Genomic DNA, 22,917 nt, shown 5'->3' with positions numbered 1-22,917 from the left:
AACAATGCAGTGAGGCTTAAAAATGAATACAAATATTAAAACTAGAGAATATACTACTGTATCTGAAGTCTCAGGTCCTTTAATGGTTGTTGAAGGAGTAGAAGGCGTTGGTTACAATGAAATTGTAGATATTGAAACACCTACTGGTGAAAAAAGAAGTGGACAAGTTCTTGAAGTAACTAAAGATGTTGCTGTTATCCAAGTATTCGAAGGAACTAATGACTTAAACACTAAAGATACCAAAACAAGATTCACTGGTCAAACCGCAAAAATCGGTGTGTCCAGAGACATGATGGGACGTATCTTTAACGGAATCGGTAAACCTATTGACGGCGGACCAGAAATTATTCCAGACGAAGAATTGGATATTAACGGGGCTCCTATGAACCCTGCTTCTCGTGAATTCCCAGAAGAATTTATTCAAACTGGTATCTCTACCATAGACGGAATGAACACATTAGTAAGAGGACAAAAACTTCCTATTTTCTCAGGATCTGGTTTACCTCACAACGATTTAGCTGTGCAAATTGCAAGACAAGCAAAAGTATTAGGTGCTGAAGACGAGTTCGCAGTAATTTTCGCAGCAATGGGTATTACAAACGAAGAAGCAAACTTCTTTATGAGAGATTTCGAACGTACTGGAGCTTTAGAAAAACTTACAGTATTCATGAACTTAGCAGACGACCCTGCTATTGGAAGAATCTTAACTCCAAAAATGGCTTTAACTACTGCAGAATATTATGCATTTACCTTAGGTATGCAAGTATTAGTTATCTTAACAGATATGACTAACTACTGTGAAGCTTTAAGGGAAATTTCTGCAGCAAGGGAAGAAGTACCTGGAAGAAGAGGTTACCCTGGTTACATGTACACTGACCTCGCAGGTATCTACGAAAGAGCAGGACGTATTGATGGTAAAGAAGGTTCTATTACTCAAATGCCGATTTTGGTTATGCCTCAAGACGATATTACTCACCCAATTCCTGACTTAACCGGTTATATTACCGAAGGACAAATTGTATTAAGTAGGGAAATCTCAAGGAAAGGTATTTATCCTCCTGTAGACGTACTTCCTTCACTTTCTCGTTTGATGAGTGGTGGTATCGGTGGAGACAAAACTCGTGATGACCACAGTGGTGTATCTGACCAACTTTATTCTGCTTATGCAGAAGGTCGTGAATTAAGAGACCTCGTTGCGGTTGTAGGGGAAGAAGCACTTACTGAAAGGGACCAAAAATTCTTAGAGTTTGCTCAAGCATTTGAAGATCAATTCATTACTCAAAGTAAAGATGAAGACAGAACCATCTTTGAAACTTTGGATCTTGGTTGGAGTTTACTTAAAATCTTACCTAAAGCAGAGCTCAAAAGGGTTAAAGAAGAATTTATTGAACAATACCTTCCAAAAGATGAATAATCTCATTACAGTAATGTAGGTGATTAAATGGCACAAGATATTATAGATGGAATTAATCCAACTCGTATGGAATTATTATCCCTTAAAAATAGGACTAAACTTGCTGTAAAAGGGCATGGTTTACTTAAAGAGAAAAGGGATGCTTTAATCAAAGAGTTTTTTGATATCTTGGATCGTGTCAAAGGTATTCGTGAAAATGCAGAATTAAGTCTTAAAGAAGCAAACGAAGCTTTAGTTGAAGCTCAGATTGCTATGGGAGATTTAGCTGTTAGAAAAGCAGCTTTATCAGTTAAAGAATCTATTGATGTAGAAATTTCATCAAGAAGCGTTATGGGTGTAGCTGTACCTGTAACAAATGTTAAAATGGAAGAAAGAACCATTATTGACAGAGGTTATGGATTCTCTGATACTACCATACAGTTAGACGAAGCTGCAAAGAAATTCGAGGAATCTCTTAAGTATTTAATCGAACTTGGTGAAGTAGAAAAAACAATTTTCTTACTTGCTGAGGAGATTGAATCTACCAAACGTAGAGTAAATGCTTTAGAGCACATTATGATTCCTAGATTCCAAAATACTGAGAAGTATATTGATATGAGACTCCAAGAAATGGAAAGAGAAAACTTCGTTAGATTGAAAATGATTAGATCAACAATGGAGAAAAATGAAAAAGCGGCTGCGGCAGCTGAAGCTGCTGAAAATGCAGAAGCTTAAATTTTTCTTTATTTTTTTCATTTTCTTCTATTTTTTATTATTTTTTTGTTTAAAGTTCAATAATTCATTTATTTTTAAAAAAAGTTTTATTTATCAAGTTACTGTAAAAATTTTTATTACTAGAAAATCTAAAAAAAGGTTGTAAAAATGAGAAGAAACCCAATTGACCAATTTATGAAGGATCCAGATAACAAGGCTAAAGTATTTATTTGGATGACACGTGGAATGATTATAACTACCTTTATGATAACTCTTGGCGTAATATTATTTATTATGCATCTGGTTGGGCTTTTCTAGATTCTTCATTAACTATTTTACTAGTTAATTCTACTTTTTCAAATAATTTTTCAAAATCAGTATCTTTATCTATTATTGTAAGAAGGGGTTCATCTTTTTCTGTAATGGAACCTACATGAGGGAGGTCATAAATGTTATCTAAGTTAAGCGGAACATACCTCATTCTTGTTGGGGAGTATACTATTTTTTTATAGGTATAATATTTCGCTTTTGGCATATCAATTATTTTTCCTTGGCATGCTTTGATATGAGCTTCAAGCATGTTTATTCCAAATGCTTTTTCCACACATTCGAATGTTCCTTGAATCCTTGGATTAATCTCAATAACATATAATCCTTTTTCATTGAGGATATAATCTACACCATTGGATCCAATCAAGTTGAACCTGTCGATTAGATTTTCACTGGTACTTTTCATTTCATTTGTAATTTTATCGATATCGTCCACTTTTGCCATTATGGATTTGTCTGTTAATGGTAAGATGTTTCCAATATAAATGAAAGAATTTTTATTCCCCAAGTCGTTCATTGTAAGTAATCTTGAGTTCACGATGGTCTTTGATTCATTTTCACTAGATAAAACTGATGAACTTAAATTAATTCCAGTGACATATTCCTGCATGATGAACTTATCACCATTTAATTTAAGATTTCCATCATTATTTAATAGATTTATGCCATACCCTCCACTTCCTTGAAGGGGTTTTAAAATAAATTGAACCTTAGGATATTCATTCTTTATTTCCAAAGCTTCATCTATATCACTTATACAAAAAGTCAAAGGAGTTAAAAATTCATTTTTTATTTCATTGTAAAATTTAAATTTATTCTCAACATTCTCAACATTCTTGTTTCCCAGAATCTTTTTTTGATCACTTCTTTTAAAATCAGTAGGTGAAACACCTGAGATGGGAATGATATAATCAACTTCATCTATATAGTCTTGGGACAATTCTAAAATAGATTTGCTGTCAAAATTATCTTCAAAAATTCCACAACTTTCACCATCATTTTCTTTTAGTACAATCTTTTGATTTTTGATAATGGGAGTGTCTGAAGTTGAAAAATAGCTTGTAGAATAGATATCATATTCTAATTTTAACGCACTGTTAAGCATACTTCTTGTATCAATTCCAATAAGTAATAGCTTTTCCATATAAAATCAGTAAAAAAAGTTAATAAGAGTAGTCCCGAGCGGAGTCGAACCGCCGTCTCCGGGTCCAAAGCCTAGAAGGATTACCACTACCCCACGGGACTATATTTGTTGTACTTTTACAACATTTATATATCTTTATCATATAGTATTTATACCTATCGGTTATTTAATAATTTTTGATAAAATAAGCATTTTTCATGCCACATACAATTAAAACAGATTTTAGAAACACTTTCTTCATTATTAAAGATTTCATCAATTTTTTTAAATAATTCAACTGAATTATGCTCTTTTGACGAGTCTATTTTTTTTAACACTTCATCGTCCATTTTCCTAATTATTTCATTGCGCTCTTGATTTTTACATAAATTATTTTTTAAATTAGGACAGGATTTGCATAGGTCATCTGCTTGATTTGTAAGTGAAATGGTGGTTGAATCAAGATTTTTCAGCGAGTTTACTTTGGCCATATTCTCAACGAAATTTTCATCGTAGCCGTATCCTTGGAAACCTTTAAGACATAATAAGTGATGTCCTCTTAAAACAAGTTTCATTTTGATCAAAAAAAAATAAAAAAAGAAAGGTTATAAAAACCTTTTTTTAGTCTTTTGGTAAAAATATTTTTGATACTGAAGCAGCACCTAAGATTTTTACAATATCTCCAGCAATAAACGGAATAAGACCCATCATTAAAAGTTCAACAATTCCAACTGGGGTTCCTTGCATGCTTAAGAATAATGCAAGGCATGCTAAACCTGGAATGTAGATAAGTGCGAAATTTGCAATTCCAAGGGTTATAGCCATTTTTGTAAAATTACGTGCATTTGCATATTTTTCAGTAATTAATCCTACAAAGTAAGATGCAATAATAAATCCAATAAAGAATCCAAAAGTTGATCCTAAGAATATTTCAAGGCCGCCGGTCATTCCTCCAAACCAAGGAATAAATGCAACACCTAAAACAATATAGATAATCTGACTTAAAACTCCGTATTTTTTACCTAAGAATAAACCAGAACATAGAACTGCAAAGGTTTGTGCAGTAATTGGAACTGGAGTCCATGGGAGCGGAATAATGATTTGAGCCATAATACCAGTGAAACATGCCATCATAAATGACATGAGTATCTTAGTGGCAGTACTAGCATCTTGGATTCTTTCAAATACATTTTTCCTTGTTGCGTAGTAGTTGTCTATATTAATATTCATTTTTTCCCCCTTATTTAATCAATAGTAATTAATTTAACGTCATGAGGTTTTTTAACTATATTCATGGATTTAAAAGCAACTAATTTGTTAATTCCTTTTTCGGATGCAACATCAACTAATCTTTGAGAGATAACTCCATCAAATATGACTGTATCTGCAGTGCCTTCAATATTTTTGATTTCTTCGTAAATATTTTCGACTTCCACTTCTTTAGTCATGTTCAATGCTTCATCTAAAATAGCTCCGCATCCGGTTCCTTCGAATTCTTTTAGCATATCTTTCATTAGGCTAACTTCATCATCTTCAATTTCAGGTTCCGGTTCTTTTACAACAGGCTGTCTGTCATTGCGGTTGTATTTTTGATGTTTTTTATGATGTTTGTTATTATTATTTTCTTTTTTATTGTTGTGATTGTTGTTAGAATCATTTAAAATGTTTGTTGTAGCTAAGAATTGTGCGGTAGGAACTTTATCTCTAAGAGCAACTAAGACTTCGTCTTTTTCGAGGTCTTCTACTTCTTTTCCTTTTGGAGCACGGGTAATGTAGTCTACTTCACCAATTTGCAATAATTCTTTTAATATTAACTCTCCGCCTCTGTCACCGTCAACAAATGCAGTGGTGGTTCTTTTTTTACTTAATTCACCAATGGATTTAGGTACGCTTACTCCTTCAACAGCTACGGTATTTTTAATGCCGTATTTAAGTAAGTTTAAAACATCGCTACGGCCTTCTACAACAATAATTGCGTCAGAAGTGTGGATGCTTGGACCAGCAGGGAGACGGTCTTCACCGTATTCAGAGATTTCATGAACTCTCATAGCTTCCCTTACTTCTTCGATCATTCTCATACTAGTTGGACCGACGCTTTCAACCATTTTCTTATAGATTTCTTTAGCACGGTTAACAACTTGCTCTCTTTTAACAGCCCTTACATCTTCAACTTTTGTTGTGCGTATTTCTGCTTCACAAGGACCTACTCTGTTGATGGTTTCGAGTGATGCAGCGAGAATGGCGGTTTCAACTCTATCTAAACTGGATGGAATTACGATTTCACCTTTTGCCCTTCCACTATTGGAGTGGATGTTTACTTGGATTCTTCCAATTCTTCCAGTTCTTTGGAGTTCTCTTAAATCTAAATCATTACTAAGTAAACCTTCAGTTTGCCCAAAAACAGCACCAACAACGTCGGGTTTTTCAACAATACCGTTAGCTGTAATTTGAGCATGTATTAAATATTTTGTTGTTGTTAATTCTTCACCTTTTCCCATATTTAAGCCTCCTAAGCTAATCGGGATAATTTATGTAATTGCTAAAAATATAAATTATTTTTAGGTGATTAACTTGCATAAATTATACGATAATTTAATCTTTCGACCTATTATACACTAAAAAAGAGTTTATACATTTGGAGCGTTTTACTATTAAGGTGTTACTATTTTCCTAATATAATCATGTTAAATAAATTTTATACAATTAAAACTTTTTATTTTTCCCTAATAATAATTTTTCTCCTGTTTTTTGATAAATTAATAATAATTATAATAAATTAGTAATGTATGTAACTCTATGAGTATATAAGAATCAAGTATTTGAATAAATACTACAAATAATAATTTAGTCGAACTAATATATAAAATCTATGAAATATATTTTAAGTATGTTAAATATATTATAGTATAGTGGTGAAGTCATGTCAATAAGTCCTAAAGATGTGTTAAATAAAAATAAAAATTTAAATAAACGTATAGCTGTAGGTAAAATCAACCTAAAAAATGTTTCTATTGATGATTTGAAGTATAACGGCAAAAATTATGATGAATACATTAATCTAATGTCTTTGCTTGAAGTTGTTTCTGCTTGCCAAGTTTCAGATGCTTATAATGGAATTACAAAAAGGTCAGGCACAATCCAATCAATCAAACCAGTCAACAACCAAAAAGTTTTTGGATCTATTTTCACTGCTGAAACCAGCAGTGATGATTGGGGAACATCAGCATTGGCTATTGACGAGGCATCAGAAGGAGATATATTATTTTTCAAAGTTGACTCCGAAGATAAGGCTATTTGGGGAGAACTTGCATCTACTTGTGCTAGGGATAATGGAATTAAAGCCACTGTCATTTATGGTTCAGCACGTGATTTTGATGCTCTATTGCATATTGATTTCCCGGTCTTCGCTTCTAATTTCTGTCCAAATGCGGGATCTGCTTTGGGTTTAGGTACTTTGAATGAAAGTATTGAAGTTGAAGGAATGAAAATAAATCCTGGTGATTTTTTCATTGGTGATGAAAGTGGCATTGTTGTCATTCCTCAGGAGTTATTTACCAAAACAATGCTTGCTGCACTAGATGTAAAAGTCAAGGAATCAAAGATTATAAATGATATTTCTAATGGCAGAACCTTGGCTGAAATTGTCGGGCTCAAATAGAAAAATATTTAAATAGATGTTAATTTTTATATATAAATGTATCGATACATTTATATACTACTTTTTTATAATTATATAAATGATACAGATTTGATTTTAAGTTGGATTTTATGAAATTTTTAGGAAATAGTTTGCATATAGCAAACTCTGGAAAATTAATAGCAAGGTCTGATAAAACACCCTCACCAGGTGGAATTGTTTATGATAGTCATAAAAACAAAATTGGTAAGGTGAGTTATGTTTTTGGACCAACAAAAAAGCCATATGTTTCTATTCGTTTGTTTAAATCAGCAAGCAGAGATAAAATAGAAAAAAATTGTGGCGAAAAACTGTTTGTATCAAAACCAAAATCCAAAAAACCTAGAAAAAGGGGGATGAAACCACGACACAAGAAGTAACAGAAACTCCTAAAAGAGGACGCAAAAGAACTGTTGAAGATAGAAGGCAAAGAGACGTATATGATGATTCTAAACAAACTGTATGTCCTGAATGCGGTTCTGAAGAATTAATTGGTGATTACGAAAGAGCGGAAGTAGTATGTGCTCGTTGTGGATTAGTCATCGATGAAAATCTTGTAGATATGGGTCCTGAATGGAGAGCATTTGACCACGAACAAAGAGACAAACGTACAAGAGTTGGAGCTCCAATTACTTACACTATTCACGATAAAGGTCTAAGTACCATGATTGATTGGAGAAACAAAGATATTTATGGTCGTGATATTCCTGCAAGAAACAGAGCTCAATGGTACAGATTAAGGAAATGGCAAAGAAAAATTAGGATTTCCGGAGCTACTGAAAGGAATTTGGCATTTGCATTAAGTGAATTAGATCGTGATTCTTCAAGACTTGGACTTCCAAGGAGTGTAAGGGAAGCTGCAAGTGTTGTTTATAGAAGTGCAGTAGACAATAAATTAATTAGAGGAAGAAGTATTGAAGGCGTAGTGGCTGCTTCTTTATATGCTGCATGCAGACGTTGTAACGTGCCACGTACCTTAGACGAAATTGCTGAAGTTTCCCGTGTAACTAAAAAAGAAGTTGGAAGAACCTACAGGTTCTTAACTCGTGAATTGAACATTAAATTACCGCCAACTTCCCCAGTAGATTATGTTCCAAGGTTCGCATCAGAACTCGGACTTTCAGGAGAAGCACAATCCAAAGCTATTGAAATCATTGAAAAAGCAATGGAAAAAGGTTTGACTTCTGGAAGAGGGCCTACTGGAGTGGCAGCGGCCGCATTATATATCGCATCTGTTTTGCTCGGTGAAAGAAAAACCCAAAGGGATGTAGCAGATATTGCGGGAGTCACTGAAGTAACTATCCGTAATAGGTACAAAGAATTAACTGAACAATTAGAGATGGGCGTAACTTTATAATTGCCCTTTGATTAATGAAGTAATTGCTTTATTAATCATACTTTTTTTATTTTTATTTTTTAAGGAGTTTAACATATGAAATTATCAAATGTGATTATTGTTATTGCTTTTATATTTATTATTGTTGGAGGATATTTAATTTTAACAAATCCTATTAATAATGAAGATGTAAGCGGAGATTTGCAAAAGATTCCTTTAAAAACACAAGATTTTAATCTTTTTGAAATAGATATTCCAAAAGGTTCAAATTTTACAGTTAAGAATGAAGCTAGTGGAATGAAATACTATCAAAACACTGGCAAATATGCCAATAATATTTCAGGAATTATAATTAACAAAAATTTGACAGAATCTTTAATTGGAGATAATTCTGTTTCTGTTTCAAATACCACCACAGAACAAATTTATTCTTCACAATTCAAAAACGGAACTATCTATAAACTCGTATCAAATCAGGATGATGTCGATTTTATTATTATCGGCAATGATTTAAATCTATTAAAAGAAGTTTCTGATACAATTAAGGTTAAAGATTCTAATCTTTAATCCTTCCGCAAATACTTCAGGCATCTATTATCTGGAGTATTTTTCTATTCTATAAATTAATTCTTTAACTATTCCATCATTATTTGTCTTTTTAACTTTTGCAAGTTGTTTTTGATATTTCGGAAGTCTAGTTAAAAAGTTTTTAACCCTATTGGCACTCATTATTTCATGATATTCTCCATAACCTAAGCGCTCTACATAATAACCATTTAAAGTTTGTTCAAAGTTTCCGATAGCTGGAACGGAATAAATAGGTTTTTTAAGGGAAATTGCTTCAGAAATAAATGTAAATCCTCCATTACAAATAACTGCTTTTGCAGAAGCTAAATCATCATAAAACACGTCTTCATTAAACTCTTTGTAAGTCAGATTTCCATCTTCTTTATTGACATTGAATCCGTATACAATGAATTTCTCATCTTTCAATGCTTTGAGTTTACGAACTAATTTAACACTTTCTTTACTTGTTTGATAAACGATAACATGATCGCCGGTCTTAGGCTCTAATTTAAGTATGTCTTCACGGATAACTGGAGGGTATATCACAGCATTCTTTTTAGATCTGACCGGAGGATAGAAGAAACTAGTTAAAATATGTATTTTTGGTTTTACAACATAAGTTTTTATTACACCTTTTGCTTTAAGCATTTCAATTCTTTTATTCTCAGGGTAATGGATTTTGGCTTGTGTAATCATATGGATATTATCTAAGCTGATTAATGGAATGTTTAATAATTTGGACACCATTGTGGCATATATTTCAAAATCGGTCACAATAACGTCCGGCCTTAACTCTCTTGCTTTTTTATATAACTTTTCATATCCTATTTTCATATTTGTAGGATTTCTTTTCAGTGCATTGGATAAAGTTTGAAGGTTATTTACTTTGTTATTGATGTAGACTGTATTGAATCCTCCAATCTTATAAACATTGTCAAATTTAGAGTTTAAGTATTCATAAGCCCTATCACTTGAAAAGATGTAAACATCATATTTTTCTTTTATTCTATTTATTATAACTCCACTTCGAATTGCGTGACCCATTCCTTCACCGCAAATGCAGTAAAATACAACTTTTTTGGATCTATTTTTCTTAATTTTAAAACGAGACCTTGTGGCATTGATCTTTTGAACAGATTCATCATAAGTTTCTTTAATCTCATTTACCCTGTCTGTAGTTTTAGTTAATTTTTCAAGACGGGATGTTGTGATTCGCTCATGGCTGTGTCCAAAATTATAATTTAAATCTTCCGCATCGGTTCTTTTTCCTAAAAAATCATTTACTGTACTTTTACCATATTGCCTAATTAATGTTTCGATGCCTTCTTCTTCTAATCTTCTAGTTGAAACGCCAATTTTAGCATTTCTTAGAACTTTAAAACGTTCTTTTTTAGCTAATCTTTCAATATAATCTGTATCTTCGCCGAAATTTAAGTCTTCATCAAAACCCCCGCATGCGTCATGTAATTCTTTTCGTGAAATGATTCCATAACATCCTGCTCCGTGGGGTTTTATATTTTCAACACCTATCATGAAGTAATTAGCTAATTCATGGAGTAATTTGTCATCGAGTTTGTTTGAAAGAGGCAGCATTTGTGTAATGGCTATTCCAAGCCTTTCCATTCTGAATTCATATATGACATTTCTTAAATAGTCATCAGTAAGCTCTAAATCAGAATCAAGGAATAGCAGATATTCACCTTTAGCTACTTTAGCACCATTATTCCTACCTACTGCCGGTAAACCCCCATCAACTACTATGCAACCGTATGATTCGGCTATTTCTCTTGTTTTATCAGTTGAGTTAGCATCAGCCACTATAACTTCATAGTCCTCAAAACTTTGCTTTTTTATACTTTCCAATAAAACAGGGAGGTATTCTTCTTCATTATAAGTAGGTATGATAATGCTTAAAATCATATGTAAAAATTTATTTTTTAAATAAATAAATCTTTGTAAATTTGGTTGTTTTTTCGATTTTAACTTAATTTAAATTATTTTCTTGAAGGAAATTTTTTTCTAAGATAGTGATTTTTTAACCCAAAAATAGAATTTTTTTAAAATTATTATATTCGGGATCTAACTAATATTAATTAATTATATTTTAAAAAAATAGTTAATAAAGTTATATTATTTAAAATTTTGATTCTAAATTATTTAAACTTGATTTAAGTAATTTTACGTTAATTACTGTATGGAGATATTTTCCTAGTAAGTCAATATTTTTTACATATTTCTTTTATATCATATGCATTAATATTGCTTTTTTAGTTTATAAATAAAAATTCTTTATTTCGCTGAAATGGCTCAATTTTTCCCCAGTTTTTAATTTGAAGCATTTACAGTTGAAATGCACCTCTCTCTATGGGATGTGTAATATATTTTTGATACTGCTTTCTGTACTTAACATCATCATTGCAATAATGGCCAAAACGAATCCGCAAAACATCAATGGTGTTGGGATTTCTGAGTATAATGCAAATCCAAAAATTAAAGCGGCAAGTGGTTCTGCGCCAGACAGCAATATTGAAGATACTCCGGAGTCAATATAATTCAAACTAACTGTTGAGAATATATATGGGAGTGCGAATGAGAATGTGGAGTGTATGATTAAAAACAGGATTGTCAATGTCGGATTGATGTTTACAAAATTACTGATTTGGCCAAAATCAGTTAAGGGAATCAAAGCTATTGAGATTAATATGATAGAATAAAACAGTATTGTAAATGTGTGGTTTCTAGATTCTATTGATTTTTTGGAGGCCATTAAATAGATTGCCCAAAATAGTGCTGCGCCAATACCCGAAAGGATGCCGAATAAAGGTATATTGACAATATCGCTTTCAAAAACGCCAGTCATCAACATACATCCAATAATGGCCAATACCATACAAATCAGTTTTCTTTTTGTAATCTTTTCCCTGAATAAAACATATGCGAAGATTAACACGAAAATTGGAGCTATTGACAACAATGTTGCAGCAAGGGATAACGGAATGGAATTCATGGATTCATTATAGCATAAGTTAAGTCCGACAATGCATGTTGCACATGCTAAAAACAATGGAAGGTCTTTTAAATCTATTTTTAATAATTCTTTATCAGTTAATAAAATGGCTATTAGAATAGGAATGATGGCTATTGAAAACCTTAAAAATAGAAGGGTTGTAGAGTCAATTCCATTTTGTGTTAATGTGCGGACGAATATTCCACTTGATCCAAACATTAAACCTGCCAAAATAGGTAAAATCAAATAGAGTTTTTTCATTTTATCACTCTAAATAAGAATAAGCATTCCATGTGACGGTATAATACTCGCAGGAATTATTCAGGCGAATCTTCAAATCGTTAATCAGTTCCATTTCATTATATTGGGGATCAATATGATAGGTAGTCTTGTTTGCGTCATTGTTGGTTGCATAATCAACGACTTCCACACTGATGTTTCCCAAATCAATCTCTTCACTCGGATTCACGATATCGACAGTATAATAGTCGGGTTCCGCACCGGCAAATGCAACGGTAAACCTTAGGATTATAAATACTATTACAACAAACCAAATTAAAAATCTGTTAAAGATATATCTTTTTTCGCTGAATCCACGGTTTCTATAGCATGGTTGAATCAGTTCATTTTGCCCAAGCAGGTTTTCATCCCTTAGGAGGGTTCCCACAATGTAGTTCAGGTAATATCCGTTTCTGTAAACAAGGTAAAGTCCGAAGATTCCAACATATGATGGTGTTGCAAACATCCCTCCATCAATAATGCCGATAATCAAACAGCTTGAAAAGAATGCCAAAAGGAAGTTTGTAAACCAAGGGCGTTTTTGTGAAGCAAGAACAATTGTCACGAAAAGTATCGGAATCAGCAAAATTACTAAAAATGCATAACTTGGAACATAAGCATATAGGCCAACACCAGTGTTGATGCCGCTTTGAATAAACGGTCCCATTATCTTGGTTAGAACTTCTCCTAAAATGGCCTTTAACAAATGAGTATGCAGAATGCTTGTGGAACTCATGCCGTTAGTCATAGAGCAGAATACAGTGTTGAGTTTGATGCCCATTTGCAGTCTGAAAATAACTTCCAAAGCAATGCCTAAGATCAATAAAACTCCTCCAAGCAGCATTGAAATTTTCAAATACTTGGTAGTGTCAATTTCTTTTTTGATTACTTGGGACAATATCAAAAACAAGCCTAAAAGGCCAAAGAACATTATATCCTTTCCTTTAGATGACCCCATTAAGAAATTATATGTAACTGGTCTTATGATTGGATTGAAAATGTCAGTTATAAAGATGATTCCTGCAAACAATATGAATATTAATCCAATCAGCATGGTTTTATTAATCTTCATCAACATTAATTTAAGAAGTTATACTTTAAATAAATGATGATTGGCGAACTGTCAGATGTATAATTGAGGGCAAATTGTAATATTTTCCATATTCATTTCATTTTTTTGTAATAAATATGAATCAAAAACAAAAAGATTTATTATTTAATAAACAAAACTAAAATTATTAAGGTGATTTTCTATGAACTATAAACAGATACTAGGAATTATATTTATAATACTGGGTTTACTTTTCATAGTCTACCCATTGTATAGTGCCGAAGCAGTATCCCTTATTGCAGGAATATGTTTGATTGCATTCGGATTCGCTTCCATCATTGATGGATTTTCTGTATGGAGCATTGTAACTCATGTTTCAGCAATCAATATATTGCTGGGAATCTGTGCGATACTGTTAGGATTGCTATTTATCTATAAGATAGATGCATTATCCTTCATTATCGGATACCAATTCTACTTAATTGCATTTATATTGATATTTATTGGTCTTGTTGGTTTTTTCCCTGATTCAACTGTATCAAAAGCCACTTCAATATTAATATTAATAATGGGTATAGTTGCGATTTTCCTTGCATTCTTTGCAATTGCAGAACCATTATATACCGCAATCATTGTTGGAATATGTTTGATTATGGAAGGAATATCATTCTTTGCGGAGGATATTATTGACCGCAGTTAATCTTTTCTAATAACAAAAGTGATGAATATGGATAAGGAAACAAAAGAACGTTTGGGCGAAATCAGGGCCGCTATAAAAAAATACGGTTTCGATGAGATTTTAGGCCAGACTGCAAAAAGCAAAATACGTAAAAGCGATGATGAGGGCCCTAGTCCTTTGCAGGATGAAGATGTTCCTGAAAAGTTAAGATTGATGCTTCAGGAATTGGGAACCACTTTCATTAAGTTAGGTCAGCTATTAAGTACAAGACCTGATATTGTCGGAGAAAAAATTGCAAATGAATTGGCCAACTTGCAGGATGACAATCCCGCCATATCTTATGATCAGGTTAAAACCATCGTCGAAAGGGAACTTAACGGAAACATCGATGAACTGTTTGAGGATTTCTCACAGCAACATTTGGCAACAGCATCCATAGGTCAGGTTCATGAGGCTAAGTTATCCACAGGTGAGCGAGTTGCAGTTAAGGTGCAAAAAGAAGGCATCACAGATAAGATTGACCTTGACATACGAATAATGAAGTATGTTGCCAACCGTGCGGACAAATGGAATGCTGATCTTAGAAAATTGAATTTGCCTGGAATTATGGAGGAATTTGACCGTTCTATCCATAAAGAGATTGATTACAATAATGAATTCATGAACATGCAACGCATTGAAATGAACTTTGTTGAAAATCCTGAGATACATATCCCTGCCACATATTCTGAATACTGCACATCAAAAGTCTTGACAATGGAATTTATCGACGGTACAAAATTAAATGAAGTATACGCAAGCGAAGGCGATGAATTCGACAAGAAGCTTTTGGCAAAAAATATTCTCGATTCCTATCTTCAACAGCTATTCCTCGATGGTTTCTTCCATGGAGACCCTCACCCAGGAAACATAATGATTTTGGAAGACAATGTCGTATGTTATCTTGATTTGGGTATGATGGGATTCTTTGATGAAGAATTCAAAAAGAACCTTTCCGAATTGATGATACTGTTTGTTGATCAGGATGTTGACGGATTGATAAATCAGCTAATGTATATGGACATTCTGGATTATGACATTGAGACAAGAGCATTAAAGAGGGACTTGAATGATATGTTCGGAAGATATTTCGGTGTAGAGCTTAATCGTTTCAATGGAGTTTTGGAGGAACTCCTCAATCTTATGCAGGAATATGGAGTCATTCTTCCAAACGAATTTGTTACAATGGCAAGGGGACTTTCAATGGTTGAGGCCATTGCACAGAATCTGGATCCTGAAATTGATGTTTTCGCATCAATCAAACCTGTTGCCAAACAAATAGCAAAAGAAAGAATCAATCCTAAACAGTATTTAAGAGGCAAGAAAAGCAACATAATCCTATATGAACACATGCTTCAGGCCTTGCCTAAACTCCTTACAAGAACCATTCACAAGATTGACAATGAAGAATTGAAATTTAAGTTTGAAGTCGACATTAACGATAAGGTTTCAATAGTTGCATTGATTTGTGCACTTCTAATAGGTTCTTCAACAGTTTCTTTCGGACCAATGGCATTCGATATGCCGGTAATTTCTTTAATTGGTTATATAATCGTCATAATCTTAGCTATTATTGGTATGAAGAAATTTGTGTTGAAATAGATATCGAATTATGAGGAATTATTTTCCTTCATAATTATTTTTTTTTTAATAATATTTTTCATTAATTTTTTTCAAAAGTAATATTTATTATAAGGATACAATATTTAATTGTATGTTTCCAATTGAATACTTCATAGGACTAATTCTGATTGGTATTTGCGCCGGTTTTGCCTCAGGTCTTCTGGGGGTAGGTGGAGGATTTCTGATTGTTCCCCTACAGTATTTCCTGTTAAAATACATTGGCGTAGAACCGGATTTGGCAATTCTAATATCATTTGGTACTAGTCTGGCCATTATTATTCCAACATCTTTTAGTGGAGCCTATAGGCACACCCGAACAATGGATAATATAATTAAACCAGGTATCCGATTAGGTATCTTTGGAATAATTGGTGGAGCAATAGGCGGTTTTGCCGCTTCAATGTTGCCATCAAGAATTCTGGAAATAATTTTCGGATGTTTACTTTTGTTTATCACAATTAATAATATTATCAACATCAATAAGGAACGTGAAGAAGCCAAGATTCCCTTTAACTTAATTTCAACTGGAATTATTGGTCTTTTAGTCGGTTTTTCATCAGGACTATTGGGTGTTGGAGGAGGAGTATTCTTAATAGCTATTTTGACAGCCCTTTTAGGCTTTTCAATGATAGAGGCCATTGGAACATCTTCTATTTTTATTTGCTTAACTGCAATCGGAGGATTTTTATCCTATATCGTTTCAGGTTGGGGAGTGAGCACATTTCCATATTCAATTGGTTATGTGAGCATCATTAATTTCTTATTTATAGCATGTTTTTCAGTGCCTTTAGCTTCAGTAGGTGCCAAATACGCTCACAAAATCCCTCAAAAAAAGTTAAAAATAGTATTTTCAATATTGGTATTGTACATAGCATTGAAAATGTTAGGAGTACTGCCTTAAGGTGATAAGATGAGTGAAGAGAGAAAAGTAGGAGAAAATTTTGACGCAAGCGAAGCGAACAGTATCTTTGATAAGTTGAAAAATGTCGAAGGAAAAGTCAGATCCAAACGTGAAGGCAAATTTGACAATTTTACCCATTTGATGCAAGAAGCACAAATTTTAGAAAAGGAAAACAAGCTTGATGAAGCGGCTCAATTGTATAAGGAAGTTATTTTTGCATTGCCAGATTCTACAAAAGCTTATGAAGCATTGATCAATATCTACCAAAAACAGGGTGATGTTGAAAGCGAAAAGGATATTCTGAAAAAGGCCATAAGCAATTGCACTAAAAATGAAGATTTTAAAAATAGATTGAAAGAATTAAATTAGTTTGAATGAATCAGCTTCATTCAAACTTAAAACTTTTTCTACTTCGCAAATCCCAATCCATAAACAAGTATAAAACTAATTATGAATACTGCGATTGCGAAATAGATAATGAATCTGCCATGTTTGCGATATAAGGGAACATCTTTTTTGAAAAAGAATAATGCCGCCCCATATACCAAACCGAGAAGTGGGGATAATATTGCAATAATATAACCGATAATTGGTATTATTATTGTCCCTTTCTGGTCCATGTTTTACCTCTTATCTTCTGAATATCATTCCTTTGATTTTACTTATAATGCCTGCGGAAAGCAATCCTATGCCGACATTATAAATAATTTCTGCTTGTGCTTCATCAACTCCTAGTCTTTGAACTAATTGACTCACAATTATGTTTTTGTTTTTGTTTCCAGCTAAGAATGTACTTTCAAATACATCGTTTGCTGCCACGCCTTGTTCTTGTGTTAATCCAGTTTGACTAACTAATTCGCTTATAAAATCACTTGAATTCATTTTATCACCTATGATCTTTAAGTTAAATAAACGCCCATCCCAAATGAGGTTACCTGGTATCTGTCTCCACCAAGTCCAATTAAACTGTACTGAATATCTAAATCAATTATGCCATTGCCTCCTGCCGCCTTAACGTCATTAGCTATATTGATTAGACACTCATCTTTTCCTTTTTTCAAGTTGTATAAGGTCTCCTTTTCAAATTTTATAGGATCGGGTGGGGTTTGCACTATTGCCTTTTCAATAATTATGGTTGAACTAAACTGTCCAACGTTGATTATTCTTTTATCGGGGGTATCTGTACTTGTCATGAAAAAGAAATTTTGGTTGTTGATTAATTCATTGCTCCAGGATTCATTGAATTCATAGTCCTTTTCGACAGGGACTTCAAGTGGCTTTTTGAGAATAAATTTGTATACAAAAGCTTTGATTTTGTTGTAGAAAAATCCAGTAATCTTTTTAAAGATTCCTAAAAAGTATAAAATTATTCCAAGACCTACAGTGAATAAGATATAATTAATCAATGTTGGAAATGCCGCTTGTAAAATTACTGCAATTGATCCTATTGTTATTACATTAAATCCTAATGTGGGATTTTTTAGAATAAAACTGTAGAAGGTTGTGTATGCAAAAAGGATGAATGCACTAATTGCACCAATGTCTTCTCCAATTATTTTATTTGCAAGGATTGTTTCAAGATATCCTGCAACCAATGGAGCAAAAATTAAACCTAAATTCCAACCAAATATTGCAATTTTGAAGTATAAAAATATTTGATAAACTACAAGACCCGCAAGGGTACCTATGCTAATGCATAAAATTGCTTCACGGACATATTTTACTTTTTCTTTATGAGTTTCTAGTTTCATGCTATTCACATTTGACGGCAGTACCATAGGCAGTTACAAGGATGGTATTTCCCATTGTTCCTCCCAAGTTGTCATATGAGAGTTTAAGGCCAATAATTGCATTTGCACCTAAACTTTCAGCCTTTTCTATCATACTTTCTAAAGCAATGTCTCTAGCCTTTTGAAGTTCTTCTTCATAAGCAGATGTTCTTCCACCTACTACATCGCGAACTCCGGAAAATAAATCTTTATAGATATTTGCACCAATCAGGGATTCACCGGTAACCAATCCTTTATATTCAATAATTTCTTTACTTTCTAGAGTATTGGATGATGTTAAAATCATGATATCACTATTTCACGAATGTCATTACTGCCCAGATAATCAAAAAGATTGCAATAACTACGTATAAAATTATTTGAGATCTTTTTCTTTGGTTTAATCTCGCATCCCAGACTTTTTGACAATCCGGTGAGCATACAAGTTCGCTTAAAGGTATTGGGGTTCCACAAATTGGGCAATGTTTATGTGGGTCTACTGCCATTTTATCATCTCCTTATATTTTGAAAAATTCTTTAGTATTTTTAGTAACCTGAATCGCAAGCTCTTCTGCATCAATTCCCATGCAAAGTGCAATTGTTTCGAGGATATGAGGCAAATATTTAGGTTCATTTCTATTCTTTTTAGGTTTTTTATCAAAGTTTTTTGGTATTAGGAATGGAGCATCAGTTTCAATCATTAATTTTTCAGGGGGAATAACACTTACTGCTTCTTGCAAATCTCTTCCTCTTTTCATATCACAAATCCACCCGGTGACACCAATAAAACATCCTAAATCAACATAATTTTGTGCTTCCTGTTTAGTTCCTGTAAAACAATGAACAACGGATTTTTCAATTATCTTATCATGTCTTTTTAAAATATCATATAAATCTTTATGAGCTTCTCTTTCATGTAAAAATAGAGGCATGGATGTACGTTCTGCAACTTCTACTTGTGCTTCAAACCATTTTCTCTGCAAATCTTGTGGTGAAAAATTTCTATTGTAATCAAGGCCACATTCGCCAATAGCAACAACACAATCCTTTTTAGCTATTTTTTCAAGTTCGAACATGGTATGTCCATTGCATGTTTTCGCATCATGGGGATGGACTCCTGATGTTGAAAATAATGTTCCGGAATATTTTGATGCATATTCTGCGGCCAATTGGCTTGAAGTTACATTGGTTCCGGTAATGATGAACTGCTTTACTCCAACCTTTTTGGCTTCTTCGATTATTTCAACACGGTCTTTTCTGAATGATTTGTGCATCAGATTTAAGCCGATGTCAATAAGGTTATCCACTTTTCCACCTATTCGCTGAGAACTCTTGTTCCTACATTTTCGCCATTGACGGCTTTGATTAAGTTTTCCGGTTCAAAACCGTTTGTGATAACTGTTTCGAGGTTTGATCTTTTAATCATCTGAACGGCGGTGGTGTCAAAGAATTCATAAGTTCCTGCTTTAACGTCTTTACCGCTTAAAAATTCAAGCAAATCAGTAGCTGTAATTTCGGGTACGAGTTCAGCATCATCAAACTTATTCGGATCTTTTGTATACATTCCGTCAACGGATGTCAAATTAATTAGCTTATCGGCTTGAACATATTCGGCTAAAATTGCTGAAACTGCATCGGTACTGTGTGCAGGTTCTGTTCCGCCCATCACAACGATTTTTCCTGTAGCTGAGAATTCCAAAGCTTCCTGGAAATTGTGAGGCACTCTTTGATAAGCCACATCTCCAAGTGCTGAAAGCATTAATTTGGCATTTATTCTTGTAACTTCGATTCCAATATCATCACATTGCGCTTCACCGGCACCCAAATCACGAACAACACTGATGTATTCTCTTGCAGGTTTTCCTCCACCGATAACCACGAATATTTCATGTTCTTTGGATAGGTCTTTTAGGATAGCACTGTATTCTTGGAATCTCTTACTGTCATATTCCTTTAGTAGAATTGATCCTCCAATTGCAACAACAAGTTTCATATATTCACCTTATAATAATTTATCATTTAAATGTTATTTATATTTTATATGAAACAATTGGATTTTATAAAAAAGTAGTTTTTTTAAATAAAAAAAGAAAAAAATAGAGGATTCAAGCATCCTCTTCGCTTAATCCTTTGTAAAATAAACCTGCAATGATTGCACCGATAACCGGAGCTAAGATAAATACCCAAACTTGTTGTAAAGCCTGGCCACCAAGGAATAATGCAGGCGCTAAACTACGTGCAGGGTTAACGGATGTGCCTGTTAATGGAATTCCTAAGATATGAACGAATGCAAGGGTTAAACCGATTACAATACCTGCAACAGCTCCGTTTTCCGCTTTTTTTGTAACTCCAAGAACTGTAAATACGAATACAAAGGTCAAAATTATTTCAACAATTATTGCTCCTATAACATCAATACCTACACTTGAAGCTGAGCCGAATCCGTTTTGGCCGAGGCCGGTTGTCATGTAACCTCCAAGGCTTGGGGCGGAGTTAATGATAATTGCTAAAAGGGCAATACCAATAATTGCACCAATGCATTGGAACAATATATACATTAATAGTTCTTTGGCGTTTATTCTTCCATCAATCCACATACCAATTGACACGGCAGGATTGACGTGACATCCTGAGATATCCCCAATCACATAAGCCATAGCTATAATTGATAATCCGAATGCCATTGCAATTCCGAATGTACCTAAATAGGAACCTGCTATGGCTGCACTTCCACATCCAAACAGGACAAGAACCATTGTACCTATCAATTCTGAAATATATCTTTTCATAATTTCCCTCAATTTATCTTAATATCCTCTAATTCTTTTCCAAAACAAATACACAAGGAATAACACGAAGAATATCAATACGAATGGGAATATATGTAATAATATTGAATCGTTTACTTTATCGAAGTGATATTCGCTTTCAAAGCCCATGTGTTTTGAATCGGTATGATTTTGAGTAATTTTTGCAAAGTTATATACTAAATCATAGTAACTTATATGTGCTCCTTCATATTCGATTGAATCGGGTGCTTTTCCATTTTGGTCCATATATTCTCTAACTATTCCTGCCATTTTGAAATAATCATAAATTGAATAGGAGTCTTTTGTTAAAAATGAAATGCCTAATGGATTATCCGGTTCTTCATATGATTTTGGAAAATCTAATCCATTCCCGTTTAAATATGAACTGGTTTGATATAAAAGTTGAGGAGCAGTATAATTGCCGTATATTCCTTTCATATCAGTATCTTTACTTTTTACCAATTCTTTACTTGCATTAGCCATTATTGCTGGTTTGATGATATTGCTAGTTATTAATCCATCACTTAAAGTTTTGGTATCGTTTCCATGGGTATTTATGATATCAACTATTTCTTGTGCGATTTCCTTATTCATTTCATCATCAAATCTTGCTATGCCTTCATCTGAGGTAGCGTCTGGGAATTTGACAGCTGGCTGAACATAGTATATCCCGGCATTTTTAAGAAATGTTCCTGGATCATGCATTCCCGCAAGGCTTTCGTTTGAGTAATTGTCATCCCAGGATCTTCTTAGGAAGTTGGTGTTGTTGTCTAAGTTGTAATCTCCAATATTAACAAACACTATCTGTTTATCTGAATATACGGTTGAGGTAGCTAATTGCAGAAAGTTTCCAGCATCTGGCGCCGCCAAGGCGATACTCACATCACTTGTCACGACTACAGACCGCCAACCTTCTCCCGGACCTGGGGCCTGGTTGTCAACAATCACTTGAAGTTCTCCGTTACTTATTTCTTCTATATAACTTTTAATTGAATTCAATGTTTGTAAATCAGTATCATGGTCAATAATATTATCAGAAGTAATAAAAACGGTTTTTGCTGCACTGACGTCTTGTATTACTGGAGCTAATATTAAAATGGCCATTATCAGTATTGCAATTTTTCTTTTCATATCTCTCCTACCCTTAGATTAGTTCATATTTAATTATTATTTTTATACATAAAATATTTTTTCTATGCTCATTTTAATATTCGGATTATAATTCATAATTATACTTTAAAAACAATTTTAAGCTATTTAAATACATAATTTTAAATAATAATCTTTTTAATAAGTATTTTGAGGATTTAAAGTGATTATCTTTTATTTCAGGGTAAATTTTGAATTGGTTTGGAAATTCTAATTCTCCAATATCTAATTGAAATTAGCCGCAAATTTGGTCATTTATTTATCAAAAATAAGTTGTGTTAGGATATTATTTAATAATGATCCTATTAATTTGAGGCTATTTTTAAATTTCATACATGTGATTACTGTTTTCAAATCAAATCTTGAAATAAAAAGTTTAATTGCTAATTAATAGCTTTTTGTTAATTAATGAATTTATAATCGTCCTCACATTAGGTGATTTGAAATGTTTAAACATAATGGAAAGGCAAC

The 22,917-nt window shown here is 33.1% G+C and carries 25 protein-coding genes, 1 tRNA gene and 1 pseudogene; 10 read left to right on the top strand and 17 right to left on the bottom strand.

Annotation, left to right across the window (positions count from 1 at the left end):
• Positions 1–22: 22 nt before the first annotated feature.
• Together IKS50_RS07140 and IKS50_RS07135 are read left to right on the top strand one after the other, a co-directional pair.
• On the top strand, positions 23–1,414 hold the full coding sequence (locus IKS50_RS07140; protein WP_292847578.1) for a V-type ATP synthase subunit B: 1,392 nt from the start codon (positions 23–25) through the stop codon (positions 1,412–1,414).
• Positions 1,415–1,441: 27 nt separating this feature from the next.
• Positions 1,442–2,128 carry a V-type ATP synthase subunit D gene (locus IKS50_RS07135; RefSeq protein WP_292847575.1) on the top strand — a complete coding sequence of 229 codons (687 nt, stop codon included), beginning with the start codon at positions 1,442–1,444 and terminating at the stop codon, positions 2,126–2,128.
• 271 nt (positions 2,129–2,399) lie between these two features.
• On the opposite strand, the gene IKS50_RS07130 is transcribed toward IKS50_RS07135, so the two are convergent.
• The 5 genes from IKS50_RS07130 to dnaG all read right to left on the bottom strand — a co-directional run bounded on the left by IKS50_RS07130 (position 2,400) and on the right by dnaG (position 6,058).
• The gene (locus tag IKS50_RS07130; protein WP_292847572.1) at positions 2,400–3,581 is read right to left on the bottom strand and encodes an ATP-grasp domain-containing protein; all 1,182 of its coding nucleotides are present in this window, start codon (positions 3,579–3,581) and stop codon (positions 2,400–2,402) included.
• Positions 3,582–3,610: 29 nt separating this feature from the next.
• A tRNA-Gln gene (locus tag IKS50_RS07125) sits at positions 3,611–3,682 on the bottom strand.
• Between the two features lie 54 nt (positions 3,683–3,736).
• The gene (locus IKS50_RS07120; RefSeq protein ID WP_292847569.1) at positions 3,737–4,135 is read right to left on the bottom strand and encodes a DUF1284 domain-containing protein; all 399 of its coding nucleotides are present in this window, start codon (positions 4,133–4,135) and stop codon (positions 3,737–3,739) included.
• A gap of 46 nt (positions 4,136–4,181) precedes the next feature.
• A complete protein-coding gene (locus IKS50_RS07115; protein ID WP_366664945.1) occupies positions 4,182–4,784 on the bottom strand; it encodes a biotin transporter BioY in 603 nt (200 codons plus the stop codon).
• 20 nt (positions 4,785–4,804) lie between these two features.
• Positions 4,805–6,058, bottom strand: a complete 1,254-nt coding sequence (dnaG, locus tag IKS50_RS07110; RefSeq protein ID WP_292847562.1) for a DNA primase DnaG — start codon at positions 6,056–6,058, stop codon at positions 4,805–4,807.
• 422 nt (positions 6,059–6,480) lie between these two features.
• Here dnaG and IKS50_RS07105 point away from each other — a divergent pair, with 422 nt between their 5' ends.
• The 4 genes and pseudogenes from IKS50_RS07105 (at position 6,481) to IKS50_RS07090 (ending at position 9,139) form a co-directional block, all read left to right on the top strand.
• Positions 6,481–7,218 (top strand): RraA family protein, encoded by a 738-nt coding sequence (locus IKS50_RS07105; protein WP_292847559.1) that lies wholly within the window; start codon positions 6,481–6,483, stop codon positions 7,216–7,218.
• Positions 7,219–7,328: 110 nt separating this feature from the next.
• Complete coding sequence (locus IKS50_RS07100; RefSeq protein WP_292847556.1) at positions 7,329–7,616, top strand: Gar1/Naf1 family protein; 288 nt, start codon at positions 7,329–7,331, stop codon at positions 7,614–7,616.
• A gap of 65 nt (positions 7,617–7,681) precedes the next feature.
• Positions 7,682–8,593 (top strand): annotated as a pseudogene (locus IKS50_RS07095) (transcription initiation factor IIB); the annotation flags it as partial.
• A gap of 75 nt (positions 8,594–8,668) precedes the next feature.
• On the top strand, positions 8,669–9,139 hold the full coding sequence (locus IKS50_RS07090; RefSeq protein WP_292847553.1) for a hypothetical protein: 471 nt from the start codon (positions 8,669–8,671) through the stop codon (positions 9,137–9,139).
• A gap of 27 nt (positions 9,140–9,166) precedes the next feature.
• On the opposite strand, the gene IKS50_RS07085 is transcribed toward IKS50_RS07090, so the two are convergent.
• The 3 genes from IKS50_RS07085 to IKS50_RS07075 form a co-directional block, all read right to left on the bottom strand.
• Positions 9,167–11,059, bottom strand: a complete 1,893-nt coding sequence (locus tag IKS50_RS07085; protein ID WP_292847550.1) for an MJ1255/VC2487 family glycosyltransferase — start codon at positions 11,057–11,059, stop codon at positions 9,167–9,169.
• A gap of 442 nt (positions 11,060–11,501) precedes the next feature.
• Positions 11,502–12,407: a DMT family transporter gene (locus tag IKS50_RS07080; protein ID WP_292847547.1), complete on the bottom strand. Its 906-nt coding sequence runs from the start codon at positions 12,405–12,407 to the stop codon at positions 11,502–11,504.
• Between the two features lie 4 nt (positions 12,408–12,411).
• Positions 12,412–13,497 carry a hypothetical protein gene (locus tag IKS50_RS07075; protein ID WP_292847544.1) on the bottom strand — a complete coding sequence of 362 codons (1,086 nt, stop codon included), beginning with the start codon at positions 13,495–13,497 and terminating at the stop codon, positions 12,412–12,414.
• A 181-nt stretch (positions 13,498–13,678) separates the two neighbouring features.
• Between IKS50_RS07075 and IKS50_RS07070 the strand changes: the two genes are divergently transcribed.
• From IKS50_RS07070 to IKS50_RS07055, 4 genes are all read left to right on the top strand, one after another.
• Complete coding sequence (locus IKS50_RS07070; protein WP_292847541.1) at positions 13,679–14,176, top strand: DUF308 domain-containing protein; 498 nt, start codon at positions 13,679–13,681, stop codon at positions 14,174–14,176.
• Positions 14,177–14,203: 27 nt separating this feature from the next.
• Entirely contained in the window at positions 14,204–15,796 is a 1,593-nt protein-coding gene (locus IKS50_RS07065; protein ID WP_292847538.1) for an AarF/ABC1/UbiB kinase family protein, read from the top strand.
• Between the two features lie 112 nt (positions 15,797–15,908).
• On the top strand, positions 15,909–16,718 hold the full coding sequence (locus IKS50_RS07060) for a sulfite exporter TauE/SafE family protein (protein ID WP_292847536.1): 810 nt from the start codon (positions 15,909–15,911) through the stop codon (positions 16,716–16,718).
• Positions 16,719–16,727: 9 nt separating this feature from the next.
• The gene (locus tag IKS50_RS07055) at positions 16,728–17,087 is read left to right on the top strand and encodes a lipopolysaccharide assembly protein LapB (protein WP_292847534.1); all 360 of its coding nucleotides are present in this window, start codon (positions 16,728–16,730) and stop codon (positions 17,085–17,087) included.
• Between the two features lie 38 nt (positions 17,088–17,125).
• Here the strand turns inward: IKS50_RS07055 and IKS50_RS07050 are convergent, their stop codons facing one another.
• The 9 genes from IKS50_RS07050 to IKS50_RS07010 form a co-directional block, all read right to left on the bottom strand.
• Positions 17,126–17,338, bottom strand: coding sequence for a hypothetical protein (locus IKS50_RS07050; protein ID WP_292847531.1), 213 nt, complete (start codon positions 17,336–17,338; stop codon positions 17,126–17,128).
• Positions 17,339–17,348: 10 nt separating this feature from the next.
• The gene (locus IKS50_RS07045) at positions 17,349–17,600 is read right to left on the bottom strand and encodes a hypothetical protein (protein ID WP_292847528.1); all 252 of its coding nucleotides are present in this window, start codon (positions 17,598–17,600) and stop codon (positions 17,349–17,351) included.
• 17 nt (positions 17,601–17,617) lie between these two features.
• A complete protein-coding gene (locus IKS50_RS07040) occupies positions 17,618–18,469 on the bottom strand; it encodes a hypothetical protein (RefSeq protein WP_292847525.1) in 852 nt (283 codons plus the stop codon).
• Position 18,470: 1 nt separating this feature from the next.
• Entirely contained in the window at positions 18,471–18,794 is a 324-nt protein-coding gene (locus IKS50_RS07035) for a YbjQ family protein (protein ID WP_292847522.1), read from the bottom strand.
• A 7-nt stretch (positions 18,795–18,801) separates the two neighbouring features.
• The gene (locus IKS50_RS07030; RefSeq protein WP_292847519.1) at positions 18,802–18,993 is read right to left on the bottom strand and encodes a DUF2116 family Zn-ribbon domain-containing protein; all 192 of its coding nucleotides are present in this window, start codon (positions 18,991–18,993) and stop codon (positions 18,802–18,804) included.
• 12 nt (positions 18,994–19,005) lie between these two features.
• Positions 19,006–19,794, bottom strand: a complete 789-nt coding sequence (locus IKS50_RS07025; RefSeq protein ID WP_292847516.1) for a TatD family hydrolase — start codon at positions 19,792–19,794, stop codon at positions 19,006–19,008.
• Between the two features lie 8 nt (positions 19,795–19,802).
• Positions 19,803–20,480: a UMP kinase gene (gene pyrH, locus IKS50_RS07020; protein WP_292847513.1), complete on the bottom strand. Its 678-nt coding sequence runs from the start codon at positions 20,478–20,480 to the stop codon at positions 19,803–19,805.
• Positions 20,481–20,592: 112 nt separating this feature from the next.
• Complete coding sequence (locus IKS50_RS07015) at positions 20,593–21,276, bottom strand: MIP family channel protein (RefSeq protein WP_292847509.1); 684 nt, start codon at positions 21,274–21,276, stop codon at positions 20,593–20,595.
• 18 nt (positions 21,277–21,294) lie between these two features.
• Positions 21,295–22,428: an adhesin gene (locus IKS50_RS07010; RefSeq protein WP_292847506.1), complete on the bottom strand. Its 1,134-nt coding sequence runs from the start codon at positions 22,426–22,428 to the stop codon at positions 21,295–21,297.
• Between the last annotated feature and the right edge of the window lie 489 nt (positions 22,429–22,917).

This window comes from Methanobrevibacter sp. (assembly GCF_017539065.1).
Lineage (GTDB): Archaea > Methanobacteriota > Methanobacteria > Methanobacteriales > Methanobacteriaceae > Methanocatella.
Note: the sequence above shows the minus strand (reverse complement) of the source record. Positions and strands in the feature narration are given on the sequence as shown.

What these genes read in the sequence shown, in the direction of transcription:
- IKS50_RS07090 (WP_292847553.1), top strand. Translation starts at nt 8,669, where the DNA reads ATGAAATTATCAAATGTGATTATTGTTATTGCTTTTATATTTATTATT.
- IKS50_RS07130 (WP_292847572.1), bottom strand. Translation starts at nt 3,581, where the DNA reads ATGGAAAAGCTATTACTTATTGGAATTGATACAAGAAGTATGCTTAAC.
- IKS50_RS07040 (WP_292847525.1), bottom strand. Translation starts at nt 18,469, where the DNA reads ATGAAACTAGAAACTCATAAAGAAAAAGTAAAATATGTCCGTGAAGCA.
- IKS50_RS07050 (WP_292847531.1), bottom strand. Translation starts at nt 17,338, where the DNA reads ATGGACCAGAAAGGGACAATAATAATACCAATTATCGGTTATATTATT.
- IKS50_RS07045 (WP_292847528.1), bottom strand. Translation starts at nt 17,600, where the DNA reads ATGAATTCAAGTGATTTTATAAGCGAATTAGTTAGTCAAACTGGATTA.
- IKS50_RS07080 (WP_292847547.1), bottom strand. Translation starts at nt 12,407, where the DNA reads ATGAAAAAACTCTATTTGATTTTACCTATTTTGGCAGGTTTAATGTTT.
- IKS50_RS07015 (WP_292847509.1), bottom strand. Translation starts at nt 21,276, where the DNA reads ATGAAAAGATATATTTCAGAATTGATAGGTACAATGGTTCTTGTCCTG.
- IKS50_RS07035 (WP_292847522.1), bottom strand. Translation starts at nt 18,794, where the DNA reads ATGATTTTAACATCATCCAATACTCTAGAAAGTAAAGAAATTATTGAA.
- IKS50_RS07010 (WP_292847506.1), bottom strand. Translation starts at nt 22,428, where the DNA reads ATGAAAAGAAAAATTGCAATACTGATAATGGCCATTTTAATATTAGCT.
- IKS50_RS07085 (WP_292847550.1), bottom strand. Translation starts at nt 11,059, where the DNA reads ATGATTTTAAGCATTATCATACCTACTTATAATGAAGAAGAATACCTC.
- IKS50_RS07105 (WP_292847559.1), top strand. Translation starts at nt 6,481, where the DNA reads ATGTCAATAAGTCCTAAAGATGTGTTAAATAAAAATAAAAATTTAAAT.
- IKS50_RS07060 (WP_292847536.1), top strand. Translation starts at nt 15,909, where the DNA reads ATGTTTCCAATTGAATACTTCATAGGACTAATTCTGATTGGTATTTGC.
- dnaG (WP_292847562.1), bottom strand. Translation starts at nt 6,058, where the DNA reads ATGGGAAAAGGTGAAGAATTAACAACAACAAAATATTTAATACATGCT.
- IKS50_RS07030 (WP_292847519.1), bottom strand. Translation starts at nt 18,993, where the DNA reads ATGGCAGTAGACCCACATAAACATTGCCCAATTTGTGGAACCCCAATA.
- IKS50_RS07135 (WP_292847575.1), top strand. Translation starts at nt 1,442, where the DNA reads ATGGCACAAGATATTATAGATGGAATTAATCCAACTCGTATGGAATTA.
- IKS50_RS07055 (WP_292847534.1), top strand. Translation starts at nt 16,728, where the DNA reads ATGAGTGAAGAGAGAAAAGTAGGAGAAAATTTTGACGCAAGCGAAGCG.
- IKS50_RS07070 (WP_292847541.1), top strand. Translation starts at nt 13,679, where the DNA reads ATGAACTATAAACAGATACTAGGAATTATATTTATAATACTGGGTTTA.
- IKS50_RS07075 (WP_292847544.1), bottom strand. Translation starts at nt 13,497, where the DNA reads ATGAAGATTAATAAAACCATGCTGATTGGATTAATATTCATATTGTTT.
- IKS50_RS07100 (WP_292847556.1), top strand. Translation starts at nt 7,329, where the DNA reads ATGAAATTTTTAGGAAATAGTTTGCATATAGCAAACTCTGGAAAATTA.
- IKS50_RS07065 (WP_292847538.1), top strand. Translation starts at nt 14,204, where the DNA reads ATGGATAAGGAAACAAAAGAACGTTTGGGCGAAATCAGGGCCGCTATA.
- IKS50_RS07120 (WP_292847569.1), bottom strand. Translation starts at nt 4,135, where the DNA reads ATGAAACTTGTTTTAAGAGGACATCACTTATTATGTCTTAAAGGTTTC.
- pyrH (WP_292847513.1), bottom strand. Translation starts at nt 20,480, where the DNA reads ATGAAACTTGTTGTTGCAATTGGAGGATCAATTCTACTAAAGGAATAT.
- IKS50_RS07140 (WP_292847578.1), top strand. Translation starts at nt 23, where the DNA reads ATGAATACAAATATTAAAACTAGAGAATATACTACTGTATCTGAAGTC.